Annotated in this window: 12 protein-coding genes; 7 read left to right on the top strand and 5 right to left on the bottom strand. The window is 65.4% G+C overall.

Features of this window, described 5'->3' with window-relative positions; all coding sequences use genetic code 11:
* Nucleotides 1-5: 5 nt before the first annotated feature.
* Nucleotides 6-1,274, top strand: coding sequence for an amidohydrolase family protein (locus BST27_RS06775; protein ID WP_069418293.1), 1,269 nt, complete (start codon nucleotides 6-8; stop codon nucleotides 1,272-1,274).
* Nucleotides 1,275-1,280: 6 nt separating this feature from the next.
* On the opposite strand, the gene BST27_RS06770 is transcribed toward BST27_RS06775, so the two are convergent.
* Nucleotides 1,281-2,063: an SDR family oxidoreductase gene (locus BST27_RS06770; RefSeq protein WP_069418294.1), complete on the bottom strand. Its 783-nt coding sequence runs from the start codon at nucleotides 2,061-2,063 to the stop codon at nucleotides 1,281-1,283.
* Nucleotides 2,064-2,081: 18 nt separating this feature from the next.
* Nucleotides 2,082-4,049 carry a flavin-containing monooxygenase gene (locus BST27_RS06765; protein WP_069418325.1) on the bottom strand — a complete coding sequence of 656 codons (1,968 nt, stop codon included), beginning with the start codon at nucleotides 4,047-4,049 and terminating at the stop codon, nucleotides 2,082-2,084.
* A 148-nt stretch (nucleotides 4,050-4,197) separates the two neighbouring features.
* Between BST27_RS06765 and BST27_RS06760 the strand changes: the two genes are divergently transcribed.
* From BST27_RS06760 to BST27_RS06745, 4 genes are read left to right on the top strand one after another with little or no spacing between them, the layout of a single operon-like run.
* Nucleotides 4,198-4,521 (top strand): hypothetical protein, encoded by a 324-nt coding sequence (locus tag BST27_RS06760; protein WP_069418295.1) that lies wholly within the window; start codon nucleotides 4,198-4,200, stop codon nucleotides 4,519-4,521.
* Nucleotides 4,522-4,523: 2 nt separating this feature from the next.
* Nucleotides 4,524-4,799: a hypothetical protein gene (locus BST27_RS06755; protein WP_069418296.1), complete on the top strand. Its 276-nt coding sequence runs from the start codon at nucleotides 4,524-4,526 to the stop codon at nucleotides 4,797-4,799.
* Between the two features lie 57 nt (nucleotides 4,800-4,856).
* Entirely contained in the window at nucleotides 4,857-5,678 is an 822-nt protein-coding gene (locus BST27_RS06750) for a class I SAM-dependent methyltransferase (protein ID WP_069418297.1), read from the top strand.
* A 30-nt stretch (nucleotides 5,679-5,708) separates the two neighbouring features.
* A complete protein-coding gene (locus BST27_RS06745; protein WP_069418298.1) occupies nucleotides 5,709-6,506 on the top strand; it encodes an SDR family NAD(P)-dependent oxidoreductase in 798 nt (265 codons plus the stop codon).
* Here BST27_RS06745 and BST27_RS06740 read toward each other — a convergent pair.
* Nucleotides 6,488-7,732: a cytochrome P450 gene (locus tag BST27_RS06740; protein WP_069418299.1), complete on the bottom strand. Its 1,245-nt coding sequence runs from the start codon at nucleotides 7,730-7,732 to the stop codon at nucleotides 6,488-6,490. The genes BST27_RS06745 and BST27_RS06740 overlap by 19 nt on opposite strands.
* A 214-nt stretch (nucleotides 7,733-7,946) precedes the next feature.
* Here BST27_RS06740 and BST27_RS06735 point away from each other — a divergent pair, with 214 nt between their 5' ends.
* Nucleotides 7,947-8,618: a hypothetical protein gene (locus BST27_RS06735; RefSeq protein WP_069418300.1), complete on the top strand. Its 672-nt coding sequence runs from the start codon at nucleotides 7,947-7,949 to the stop codon at nucleotides 8,616-8,618.
* Here BST27_RS06735 and fadD1 read toward each other — a convergent pair.
* Both fadD1 and BST27_RS06725 read right to left on the bottom strand, forming a co-directional pair.
* Entirely contained in the window at nucleotides 8,615-10,231 is a 1,617-nt protein-coding gene (gene fadD1, locus BST27_RS06730) for a fatty-acid--CoA ligase FadD1 (RefSeq protein WP_069418301.1), read from the bottom strand. The two genes, BST27_RS06735 and fadD1, sit on opposite strands and share 4 nt — an antisense overlap.
* Nucleotides 10,228-10,860: a TetR/AcrR family transcriptional regulator gene (locus BST27_RS06725; protein ID WP_069418302.1), complete on the bottom strand. Its 633-nt coding sequence runs from the start codon at nucleotides 10,858-10,860 to the stop codon at nucleotides 10,228-10,230. Before BST27_RS06725 ends, fadD1 begins: the two co-directional genes overlap by 4 nt.
* A gap of 105 nt (nucleotides 10,861-10,965) precedes the next feature.
* Here BST27_RS06725 and BST27_RS06720 point away from each other — a divergent pair, with 105 nt between their 5' ends.
* Complete coding sequence (locus BST27_RS06720; RefSeq protein WP_069418303.1) at nucleotides 10,966-12,210, top strand: hypothetical protein; 1,245 nt, start codon at nucleotides 10,966-10,968, stop codon at nucleotides 12,208-12,210.
* Nucleotides 12,211-12,315 lie beyond the last annotated feature (105 nt).

The raw sequence follows: 12,315 nt of genomic DNA, 5'->3' as shown, positions 1-12,315 counted from the left end.
CGACGATGAAGTCGATCGAAGAACTGGCGAGCAACCTGGATTTCACGACGGCCAAGACCGGTGCGGACCGGACGGTCACGTTCCTGCCGGATCCGCCCCGAGCGCCACGGCGCTATACGGTCATCTCGGTCGACGACCACATCGTCGAACCTCCGGACACGTTCACCGGACGTCTGCCGCGGCGGTTTGCCGACCGTGCGCCTCGAGTCGTGGACACCGCCGAAGGCGGACAGACCTGGGTGTACGACGGTCAGATCCTGCCCAACGTCGGGTTCAATGCCGTGGTGGGTCGGCCCGTGTCCGAGTACGGCTTCGAGCCGGTTCGGTTCGATGAAATGCGCAGGGGCGCTTGGGATATTCATGAGCGCATCAAGGACATGGACCTGAACGGCATCTATGCTTCGCTGAATTTCCCGTCGTTCTTACCGGGCTTCGCGGGCCAACGGCTGCAGCAGGTCACCAAGGACCGCGACCTGGCGCTGGCCGCGGTGCGCGCGTGGAACGACTGGCATCTCGAAGCCTGGGCAGGCCCATACCCCGATCGGATCATCCCCTGCCAGTTGCCCTGGCTGCTGGATCCCGAACTGGGCGCCAAGATGATTGTGGAGAACGCCGAGCGTGGCTTTCCTGCGGTGACGTTCAGCGAGAACCCCGCCATGCTCGGATTCCCCAGTATCCACTCGGGATACTGGGATCCGATGATGGCGGCGTGCGCCGAGACGGGGACCGTGGTCAACCTGCACATCGGATCGTCCGGGTCCTCGCCGTCCACCACCGACGACGCGCCTCCCGACGTGCAGGGCGTGTTGTTCTTCGCCTATGCCATCTCGGCGGCCGTGGACTGGCTGTATTCCGGGCTGCCGACCAGGTTTCCCGACCTCAAGATCTGTTTGTCGGAGGGCGGCATCGGCTGGGTGGCCGGTCTGCTGGACCGCCTGGACCACATGCTCAGCTACCACGAGATGTACGGCACCTGGCGCGACCTCGGTGAAACCCTCACTCCCGCAGAGCTGTTCACGCGCAACTTCTGGTTCTGCGCGGTCGAGGACAAATCGTCGTTCGTTCAGTACGAGCGGATCGGCGTGGACAACATCATGCTGGAGGCCGACTACCCGCACTGCGACTCCACCTGGCCGCATACCCAACAGACGATTCACGAAGAGATCGGCGGGCTCCCCGCCGATGTGATCCGAAAGATAACCTGGGAGAACGCATCACGGTTGTACAACCACCCGGTGCCGCCCGAGGTACAGCGGGACCCGGAAGCGTTCTGACGGCTTCTACGTGACCCACTCGGGTTGCTGGGAGTCGTCGACGGCGGAGAAGTCTTTGTGGCCCAAACCGGCGACGCAGCCGCCGTCGACGACGAATTCCGAACCGGTGGAATAGCTGGATTCGTCACTGGCCAGGTACACGACCAGGTTGGACACCTCCTGTGGTTCGGCGATGCGACCCAGCGCCGTCTGGAAGATGTCTTCGGGCACCCATTCGGTCATCGGTGTCCGGATCAGTCCAGGGTGGATCGAGTTCACCCGAATTCCGAAGGGGCCCAACTCTAATGCGGTTGATTTGGTCAGGCCGCGCACCGCGAACTTGGTGGCGGTGTACCCGTGGCAGGCAATCGTGCCGGCCAACCCTTCGATAGAGGAGATGTTGATTATGGAACCGCGGCCGGCGGCCTTCATCGGCCCGACGGCGGCGCGGATGCCCAGGAATACACCGGTGAGGTTGATGTCCAGGATGCGTTGCCACTCCGAGAGCGCATAGTCCTCAATCGTGCCGATGTTGATGATGCCGGCGTTGTTCACCAGCACGTCGAGGCCGCCGAACTCGGTCACGGCCGTCTCGACGGCGGCGATCCACTGATCGGGATCGGTGACATCGAGGTGGACGTAACGGGCCGCGTCGCCGATTTCGTCGGCCACCGCCTTGCCCTCGTCGTCGAGGATGTCGCCGGTCACCACCTTGGCGCCCTCGGCGACCATGGCCCGAGCGTGCGATGCGCCCATGCCCCGGGCGCCGCCGCTGATCAGTGCGACCTTGCCGCTCAACCGGTTTGGCATGCAAACTCCTGATTTCTCTTATGGTCTCAGTAGATAATCGTCGGGGTCGGGGCGGTGGGTCCACTTCCAGTAGTCGACGATCCGCCAGGCGAACAGGGTGGGCACGTCGCCCGCCGCGTTCTTGTAGTAGCTGCTTGAGACCGCGGGATGGGTGTAGACCATTTTCTTGAGTTGTTGCCGGCTGCGCCGGTTGTAATCCTGGCACACCTCGCTGCGCACCATGGCGGAGCGGACCCCGGCCGCGAGCGTCATGTCGATGCAACCAAGGATGTAGCGCATCTGGCATTCGGAGTTGTAGATGATGCTGGTGCCGTTGACGGCGTTGGTGCCCGGACCGTACATGCAGTAGAAGTTCGGAAAGTCGGGCACGGTGATGCCCAGGTAGGCGTAGGCGGCGTCACCCCACGCAGCGTTGAGCTCGATCCCGTCGAGGCCCCGCACGTTGATCGGGCCCAGTTGGTGGTTGACGTCGAAACCGGTGGCCCAGATCAAGACGTCGGCGGGCCGGTGGACTCCGTCGACGGTGCTGATGCCGTCGGCGGTGATCTCCGCGATGGCGTCGCGGATGAGCTCGACGTCGTCGCGCTGCAACGTGATGAGCCAGGTTCCGTTGTCCTGCAACGTGCGTTTACCCATCGGCGGGTAATTGGGCGTGACCTTCGCCAGCAGGGCTTCGTCGTCGGTAAAGGCGCGCATCCAGGCGATGAACACTTCGCGCACCTGGTGATTGGCCGCGCTCACCGACAGGCCACCGGTGTCCCAGTCCGGATCGACGACCGTCAGGTCGGTCGCGCCATCGGCGATCGGCCACCACGTCACAAACCGCAGCCACCGTCCGTAAAAGGGCAGGTGGCGCACCGCCCATTTGGCGGGCTCGCTGACGGCCGCGTGATAGTTGATGTTGGGCGCCATCCATTGTGCGGTGCGCTGGTAGACGTCGACGTGTGCGGTGATGTCTGCGATCGCCGGCACCAGCTGAAATCCGCTGGCGCCCGCGCCGATCACCGCGACTCGCTTGCCGGCCAGCTCCACACTGTCGTCCCAGTCCGCGGTGTGAAATGATGGACCCCGAAAGTCTTTGCCGCCCTTGATATCCGGGATCACTGGGTTGCTGAATTGGCCGACGGCGCAGATGACGGCGCGCGCGGTCAGCGTGTCGCTGCGACCGTCGGGGCCGCGGGTGCGCACGATCCAGTTGGCCGCATCGTCATCCCACGCCGCGCCCACCACCTCGGTGTTGAACCGCACGTGCGGGGCGATGTTGTGGCGGTCCATCACGTCGGTGAGGTACTGCAAGATCTCGGGCTGTTCGGAATAGAAGTGCGACCAGTGGTCGGTCGGTTCGAACGAAAACGCGTAGTAGTGGTTGGCGATGTCGACTCGGCAGCCCGGGTAGCGGTTGGCCAGCCAAGTGCCGCCCGCTCCCGACTGCTTCTCGATGATCACGAACGGCACGCCCGCCTGCTTGAGCTTTATCCCGGCCAACAGCCCGGCTTCACCGCATCCGATCACCACGACGGGGAATGCCCGCCGCTGCTCCGACGTGGACCGCAACGGCGGGCCGTCCTGGTCGGCGTTGGATATCCGCAGGTCGGCGGCCACGTAGTCGGTGAACTCGTCGGTGACCTGCCCGGCGCTGATCACGTCAAGCATCGTCCGCAGCTGATCCCGATCCGGCACGAAGGGCGGCGGGCAGCCGCGATCCCGATATTCGCGTACCACGTCAAAGGCGCGCCCACGCACCTTGTCCTTGTCGGCCTCGCTCATGCCGCCCTGAATGTCCATCGCAATCAGCGCGAACGGGCGGGGCAGTTCGGTGAGCAGATTCAGGTCCCCGGTCATGTGCACCATCGACATCAACAGCGCCGGCACGCTTGCGTCGGCGATGGCCGCCCGGATCGCGGCATCGGAATCGTCGAACGGCAGCCCGATTAGGCGCGCGATGTCGGCCGGAACGGCGGCGCGAGCGGGGCCCGGAAGTGCCACCCTGCCACCATACATATCACGGTCGATGTATGGCGATAGCCCGTCGTGCAGTGTCGGCGGCCGACTCCACCCCAGTCGATCGCCCCACTCGCCCACCTGAGATCGTGGTTCCCAGAGTCGCAGAAACTTCGCTGGAGTCCGGATAACGATGTCAACGCTGTCAAAGTCCCAGATCGACTGGGTTCGGGCAACATTCGGCGGCGCGATCGCCGGCGGTGTGTTGTGGGCGGTCGTTGTCAAGATGTCGACGATCCTCGACAAGAGCTTGTCGACCCAGCTACGGGTGGTCTATTCGGTCGGCGGCGGGTGCCTACCGATATTGCTGATCGGTGTGGTGCTGTTGCGGTGGGCCAGTCGGTCCTCGACCCGCACCGCCGCGGTGGCGATGCTGATCGCGCCCTGCACCGGTGTGGTGCTGGTGGCCTTGCTGCTGGTCTTTTTTGGGCTGCCCAGCCTGCTGACGGGTCGATAACCATGGACGAGCTGCGTTCGGCGCCCCGCGGCCGCATCCCGGAATTCGATGAGGCAAGACGTTCTCCCGCAATGATTTTGACCGGACTGGCGGCCGGCCTGTTGGTCGCCTACCTGGGGCTGATCTTCGTGCCGCCCGCCGCTCCCGTGGTGCCGTTCCTGCTCGGCTTGGCAATCATGCCCTTTCAGGTGGCCAAGGCATTCGCCCTGGGCGCATGGGCGGCCGCGTGCGGCGTGTTCGTGTTTCTCGTGACGCTCTTGATCCTGCTCGCGCTCTAGCGCGTAGCGTCGGGGGAGGGGAAGGCCGGGCAGGCCCGGGAGGCCCCAGGAGGTCAAGTGACGACTGACAAAGTGGACTTCAGTTCGGTTCGGTGGGGATCGGTCGAGTGGACGAACCTGGTGACCCTCTACTTGCGGGCTTACGAAAGCCGTTCGCAATCCTCGATTCTCGGTGATCATGCCGCAGCGGATGCCGTCGACCGCATCGACTACGATTTCAAACGCGTGCATCGCGCCTCGCTTCCGGCATGGAACCAATATCTGGTCGCGTTGCGCGCCAAACAGATCGACGACTGGTCAGCCGACTTCCTGACCCGTCACCCCGACGCCGTGGCGTTGCACCTGGGTTGCGGCCTGGACAGCCGCGCGTTCCGGCTTGCCGTGCCGCCTTCGGTGCTGTGGTTCGATCTCGATCAGCCAGGGGTCATTGCGTTGCGGCGCCGGCTCTATGACGAAACCGACAGCTACCGAATGATTGCCTCTTCGGTGACCGACCCGCGGTGGCTCGAGGACGTCCCGGCGGGGCGACCGACACTCGTCGCCGCCGAGGGCCTGCTGATGTATCTGGCCGAGCGCGACGTGCGGCAGCTGTTTGTGCGGATCATCGATCGATTCGGCACCGGCGAGCTGCTGTTCGACACCGTGTCACCGCTGGGACCACCAGCGTCGAAGGTTTTTACCAATGGCATCGTGAAATGGGGAATCGGGGACATCCGCGCCTTGGAAACCTGGCATCCGAAGCTGCGCTTCCTCGAGCGGAAGCCTGTCTTGGCGGGGCACCGGCAGATCGAATCCGCCCCGGTCCGGTGGGCCTACCGGTTATTCGGGGCGCTGCCTGCGGCGCTGTCCTACGACGTGCTGAATCGGTTCGCCTACTGAGCGACCGGCGGGATCGACTAGCGTCGTGTCATGAAACTATCGGGCAAGACTGTTCTACTCACCGGCGCCACTGGGGGCCTGGGACGCGCGATCGCTTCAGCGGTCGCCTCGCGCGGCGCACGTTTGATTCTGAGCTCCCGCAAGCAGCAGGAGCTCGACGAACTCGCCGCGTCGCTCCCAGGCGACGGGCATCGGACGATCGTCAGCGACCTCGCCGAGCCTGGCGCGGGCCTGGCCCTGCTCGCCGAGGCGGGCGACATCGACGTCCTCGTCGCCAACGCGGCATTGCCCGCCTCCGGGCGGCTCGACAGCTTCACCGCCGAGCAGGTCGATCGTGCCCTCCGGGTCAACCTCGAGGTACCGGTACAGATGACCCGGGAACTGATCCCGGTGTTCACCAACCGGGGATCGGGGCACTTCGTCTACATCTCCTCGATTTCCGGCCAGACCGCGACGGCCCGCGCGTCGTTGTATGCGGCGACGAAGTTCGGCCTGCGGGGCTTCGCGCTGTGTCTGCGGGACGACCTGCGCCCCGCCGGTGTGGGCGTGTCGGTGGTGAGCCCGGGAGCGATCAGCGGAGCCGGGATGTACGCCGACTCGGGAGCGCCGCCGCCGCCGTTCATCGGCACCGGCAAGCCGGAGCAGGTCGGCGCCGCCGTCGTCAGCGCGATCGAGCACAACCGCGGCGAGGTGACCGTGGCGCCGCTGCGCCAGAAGCTGCTGGCCCGGTTCGCGGCGAACGCGCCCGAGGTAGCCTCGCGCCTGACCGGCGAGGTCGCGGCCAAGGCCGCCGACCAGATCGCGGCCGGTCAGACCGACAAGCGTTGATCGAATTCGACGGGAAGCGTTGTCGGCCCGGACAATTCGGTCGGCGCTCGCCATTGGGCGGGTCCGACGCGACGTGGGGTGGCGATGCGTCGGGTGAGCTCGCGTAGCGCTTCGGCCAGTTCGATTCGGGCCAGGTGCGCTCCTAGGCAGTAGTGCACGCCGCCTCCGAAGGTCATCAGTTGCGGCGCACCCGCTCGGGTGATGTCCAGACGGTCGGGGTCCTCGTAGACAGCCGGGTCGTGGTTGGCCGACGCGGTGTTGGCGACGATGAAGTTGCAGGCTGGAATATGGAAGTTGCCGAGTTCGACATCCTCGGTCGCGACGCGCAGCGCGCCGAACGTGATGGGGGAGTATCGGATGAGTTCCTCCACCGCTTGCGGCGCCAGTTCGGGATGCGCGGCGAGCAACGCCCACTGGTCGGGGTGATCGCACAGCGCCTGTACGGCCGCGGCGAGTTGGTTGCGCGTCGTGTCGGTGCCGGCGTTGAGCAGGATGACGGCGAGGTAGACCATCTCGTCGTGGCTGAGCCGGTCGCCGTCGACCTCCGCGCGAATGAGTTCCGAGATCAGGTCGTCGGCCAACGAGTGCCGTCGGCGCTCGATCAGTTCCTCGACATAGGCCTCCAGCTGGTCCCACGCAGCGACGATCGATGAGGCATTCTCGGCGACGGTGCAACCGAAGGCCTTGCTGATGTCATTCGCCCAGGTGGAAAACAGTTGCCAGTCCTCCCGCGGGGCTCCCAGCAGACTGCAGATGATCGGGATCGGGTAGGGGCGAGCGATGTCGGTGACGACGTCGCAGCGCCCCCTGACTACCTGCGCGTCGACCAGTTCGGTGATGACGTCGACGCACGCGCCGCGCATCCGTTCGGCCGCCCGGGGTGTGAAGGCGCGGGCCACCAGGCGGCGGAGCCGGTGATGCTCGGCGGGGTCGAGACTGATGAGCAGCCGGCATACCCGGTCCCAGACTCGGCCGGAGGTGATGCCCTGCACGACCAGGCTCATTCCCTTCGGCACGGCGAAGCGGCTGTCGCGCAGCACGGTACGCACCAGGTCATAGCTCAGCAGTTCGGGTCCGTAGGGACCCACGGCGACGGGTCCCTGCTTGCGGGCCTCCCCGATCAGGCGGTGCACTTCGCCGGGGTCGCGGGCTTGGTGATAAGCAACCGTCGGCAATGCGAGGTCGAAGACGCTTGGGGTCTGGCTGCGCTCGCCGGTAAGAGTCATGGCGGTCTCCTCAAGTCGGGTTGAACCCAACTGTCCGGCGAATCGCCCAATGAACCATCGGGCAAAGTGCGAATCTTCGCGGCGCCTATGTGCGTATATGCGCGCTGCGGGCGGGGTAAGCATTGGCAATTTCGCTGATGTCGGAGTCGCGCATGGCGAGCGGCGGGGCCTGACGCCGATCCCGTCGGCGCGCCTGTGATGGCATCCTGGCCTGGTGGGAGTGCTGTTCCGTCTGCTCGAGCTGCTGATTCTGATCCTGCCGCTCATCGGCGGGCTGTATGCGGCCCTCAAGGCGTTCTCGGCCTACACCAAGCGGCTGCGTGAAGAACCTGCGGCAGCGGCGGTGGACGGCCCCACCGCACCGGCTGGCCCCACCGTCACCAATGACGCCGCGCAGTGGCGCGCCATCACCCGGGCGGTGGAGGCGCACGAGAGTACCGATGCACGCTGGTTGGAATACGAGCTGGACATCAGCAAGCTGCTCGACTTCCCGGTGATGACCGACATGCGCGAGCCCCTGACGACCGCGTTTCACAAGGCCAAACTGCGGGCCGATTTTCACAAGCCGGTGCGAGCCGAGGATCTGCTCGACGACAGGGAAGCCGCCCGAGAGTACCTCGATGCGGTCGAGGACTACGTGACGGCATTCGACGCCGCCGAAGCCGACGCGATACGACGGCGCCGCAGCGACTTTTCGCGCGAGGAACAGCAGCGGATTGCGCGTGCCCAGAATTTGTTGCGGGTGGCCGCGGACGCCGGCGCGACACCGCAGGAACGCGAGCGGGCATATGCTCTGGCGCGCAACGAACTCGAGGGGCTCATCGTGCTGCCCGCGAGCACGCGCGAAAGCCTCGAGCGCGGCATCGCCGGCGAGATCGACGGCTAACCTTCCCGCGCGAGCTGTTCGCCAGAGATCCTGACGTGGTAGGCCGTGCCGCGTGGCTCACGCTCCCACAGGGTTTCGCCCTCCCCGACGTCAACTCCTTCTTTGATGAGCTGGCGTTTGAGCACCTTGTGGGTGGCGGTACTGGGCAGATCGGCGGCGATGCGCACGTACCGCGGCCAGGCTTTGGGCGACAGGTCGGGCTGTGCGGCAAGGAATTCCGTGAATGAGCCAGGATCGAAGGAACGGAGGTGCCGGTCGTCGTGCAGGACCACCGCCGCCATCACCTGGTCGCCCACCCGCTCGTCCGGGACGGCATACACCGCGACCCGGTTGATGGCGTTGTGCCGCAACAGGACCCGCTCGATCGGAGCGGCTGCGAGATTCTCGCCGTCCACCCGCATCCAATCGGCGGTGCGACCGGCCAGATAAATCCAGCCGTCGGCGTCCCGATACGCAAGGTCCCCTGACCAGTACATGCCGTGGCGCATCCGCTCGGCATTGGCGTCGGGATCGTTGTAGTAGCCGGTGAAGAAGCCCGAGCCAGTCGTGTTGACCAACTCGCCCACCGCCTCGTCGGCATTGACCAGCGTCCCATGCTCGTCGAAGCGCGCTGTCGCGCATTCGGTCACGGTGTCGCTGTTGTATATCGCGACTCCATCCACCCCTCTGCCGATCGAACCCGGGGGTGTGCCCGGCTCACGGATCACGATGACGGCGTTCTCGGTCGAGCCGAAGCCGTCCTCGACCTGAACCCCGAACCGTCGACTGAACTCTTGGATGTCCTTCTCGTTGGCCTCATTTCCGAACGCCACCCGCAGCGGGTTGTCGGCGTCGTCGTCGCGCTCCGGCGTTGCCAGGATGTAGGCGAGTGGTTTGCCGACGTAGTTCATGTATGTCGCGTTGTACCGGCGAATGTCGTCGAGAAAGTTGGACGCCGAGAATTTTGCCGGCACGATGGCGGCACCCGAGGCGACCGCCGGGGCCCACCCCCCGACGACCGCGTTGGAATGAAACAGCGGCATGGACACATAACAAATGTCTTGCTGGGTAAGCCCAAAGCGTTCGGCCAGGTTGCGCCCGGCGAAGGTCGGCATCAGATGTGAAACCTGAACTGCTTTGGGCTCGCCGCTGGTCCCGGAGGTGAAGATCATCATGAATGCGTCCATCATCTCCACCTGGCGATACGGCGCCAGATCACCAGCGCCGGAGAGCAATTCGGCCCATTGCGGCGTCGACGTTTCGAAAACCCGGACGCCGTCCAGGTCCAGACCGTCCAGCAGACCCCGGTGTTCGGCGTCGGTCACGACGATCTGGCAGTCGGCGCGCCTGATGTCGGCGGCCAGGGCGGCACCACGCCGGGTGGTGTTCAGGCCGCACAAGACATAGCCGCCGAGTGCCGCTGCTGCCATTTGGGTCAGCATGTCGGGAGTGTTGCCCAGCAAGCTGGCGATGTGCAGTGGTCGGCCATGGTCCGCGACACCGATGAGGGCGGCAGCCTGGGCCGCCGACTCAGCCAAGTACTCACTCCAAGTCCACTGCAGCTCACGATATTTCACGGCCACCGCCGAATCACCCACCCGCTCGCGCAGGAGTGCCTGCATCGTGTCTGTCATGAAATCGGGTCCATTCGGCTCTCGATGTAGGAGGTGATTATGTCGACCAGCACGCGGCGGTCTTTGGTGGTGTCAACCGGATGTTGCATGGCCAACTGGTTCGCGACCATGCCGCGCAACGCGATCAGTAGGTGGGTGCCGATTTCCGCGCTCTGCGTGGGGCTCAGATTCTGGTCGATCATCGTGCCCAGCGCGCTGAAAGTCTTGTGCAGTTGCATGAGATGCTCGGTCTCCGCGGCACCGCGGGTTGCGCGGGTGCCGATCAGGATCTCGGTCGCCGCACGAGCCGTCGGGCTCGACATCGCCTGCCAGGCCGCCGTCACCACGGTATCCACTCGGTCGCGTGTAGTCATGTCGGCTGTCGTCGGCGGCAGTGACTTCAACGCGTCCATCAGATCGGCAAAGCCCCGGTCGACGACCGCCATGAGCAAGCCGTCGCGATCGCCGAAGTGGTACTGGATCACGCCCCAGGTGACGCCCGCCGTATCGGCGATGTGCCGACCGCTGGCCGCCGCCAGCCCTTCGTTCAACACGATCTGGGCGGTGACGTCGATCGCGCGCGCACGCGTGCGTTCGGCCCGCGCCTGTTTACCGTGGGCGGGCCGGGTCGGGGCAACTCGTCGCGCCATGCCGACTAGATCACCACACTCGCAGAATCTCCGGCTTGGGAGCCGATCAGATTGACCATAAAACATTGCAGTTGTTATGTTATCTGTGACGCGTAAGGGAGCTCAATGGCATACGACGAACTGACTCAGCCCGAGCTCGCCCGGCTGGTACCCGAACTCCTGCTCAGCGGGCATCTCATCGACCGCAGCGGAATGGGGCACGTCCTTGCCGCATTCGGGCAGTCCGGCATGACCGCCGTGGCCATCGAGGAGTGGATGGGCGCAAGTCCCGTCTACACCCGGCGCATGCGCGCGGCGTTCGGGCTGACCGGAGATACCGTCGCCGAGATCTTCAAGATGATGCAACTCGACGTCGGTGCCCCGCCGCAATTCATGGACTTCCGGTACACGATCATCGACGACTACCACGGCGAGTTCTACCTCGACCACTGCGGAGCCCTGCTCGACGTCGAGCCGCTCGGCGACGAAGCGGTCAAGCAGATGTGCCACGACATCGAGGATCCGACGTTCGAGGCCACGGCGATCGCCACCAACCCCAGAGCCCGCTTCCGGCCCATCCACCGGCCGCCGCGGGTTCCGTCCGACCGCCACCCACACTGCGCGTGGACGGTCAGCATCGACCCCGACAACGAGCCGCTGCCATTGCCCGAGGAGGCCGAGGTCATCGGCGCCACCGAAGCCGCCGGCGTTCGGCTGAGCGAAATTGAGTCGGCCGGTGACGGGATCACCGACTATCGGGGCCCATTGACCGACGACGTTCAATTTCATCAGTGGTCGCGCTCGGCCCTGGTCCGGATGGCCGAAGAAGTTGCTCTGCAACACCACCTGCTGTCGTTGTCGTTCGACCTGTCGGTGCGTGGCCGATGCGAAGCCGACCAAGCGACCGACCTGCTGCGAAAGCAATTCATCGGGGTGGCCGGGGTGGCGGCCGCCAGACTTCGGCGCTGTCTGGGGCTGGGATCGGGAGTTGCGGACCTAGCCCGCGTCCTTCGACTGCATCCGGCGCTGAACCCCTTGCAGTACACCGGGATCGCGGTGACCGCGCAAGACGGCGACGTCGTAGAGGTGCGACTCCCCGCAGACACTCCGGCGGTGCGCGACCGGGGCTGGATCGCGACCATCGACGAGGAGCACCTCGAACCGCTACGGGCGATCGGGGTGGGGGTCGATCCGCACTGGAACGATCTCGCTGTTCATCGCGACGGCGACGCGCTGGTGGTCGAGGTCCGCTGGTCCCAGGACGCCGTAAAGCGCAGCCCTGAGGTCGCGATGACCGAATTCTCCAAGGGCGCGGCGTTCGAGTTCGCCGACCGCGGCATTCCGCTGCCGCTGACGCCCATCAAGCGCTAGCACCCCGGCCGCGCCCGCCCCGAATGTGACCCCCGGTCATCCCGATTTCCGGTCTTTCTGCTGCTCATCGCATGTTTGCGCGGCGCAGAACCGGGGCAAGTCAAT

It is taken from the genome of Mycobacterium intermedium (assembly GCF_002086275.1).
Lineage (GTDB): Bacteria > Actinomycetota > Actinomycetes > Mycobacteriales > Mycobacteriaceae > Mycobacterium > Mycobacterium intermedium.
This window is presented reverse-complemented; position numbering and strand designations above follow the sequence as displayed.

Excerpts from the sequence above, each read along its gene's own strand:
- BST27_RS06775 (WP_069418293.1), top strand. The coding sequence starts at position 6 with ATGAAGTCGATCGAAGAACTGGCGAGCAACCTGGATTTCACGACGGCC.
- BST27_RS06755 (WP_069418296.1), top strand. The coding sequence starts at position 4,524 with ATGGACGAGCTGCGTTCGGCGCCCCGCGGCCGCATCCCGGAATTCGAT.
- BST27_RS06725 (WP_069418302.1), bottom strand. The coding sequence starts at position 10,860 with ATGGCGCGACGAGTTGCCCCGACCCGGCCCGCCCACGGTAAACAGGCG.
- fadD1 (WP_069418301.1), bottom strand. The coding sequence starts at position 10,231 with ATGACAGACACGATGCAGGCACTCCTGCGCGAGCGGGTGGGTGATTCG.
- BST27_RS06745 (WP_069418298.1), top strand. The coding sequence starts at position 5,709 with ATGAAACTATCGGGCAAGACTGTTCTACTCACCGGCGCCACTGGGGGC.
- BST27_RS06760 (WP_069418295.1), top strand. The coding sequence starts at position 4,198 with ATGTCAACGCTGTCAAAGTCCCAGATCGACTGGGTTCGGGCAACATTC.
- BST27_RS06720 (WP_069418303.1), top strand. The coding sequence starts at position 10,966 with ATGGCATACGACGAACTGACTCAGCCCGAGCTCGCCCGGCTGGTACCC.
- BST27_RS06770 (WP_069418294.1), bottom strand. The coding sequence starts at position 2,063 with ATGCCAAACCGGTTGAGCGGCAAGGTCGCACTGATCAGCGGCGGCGCC.
- BST27_RS06740 (WP_069418299.1), bottom strand. The coding sequence starts at position 7,732 with ATGACTCTTACCGGCGAGCGCAGCCAGACCCCAAGCGTCTTCGACCTC.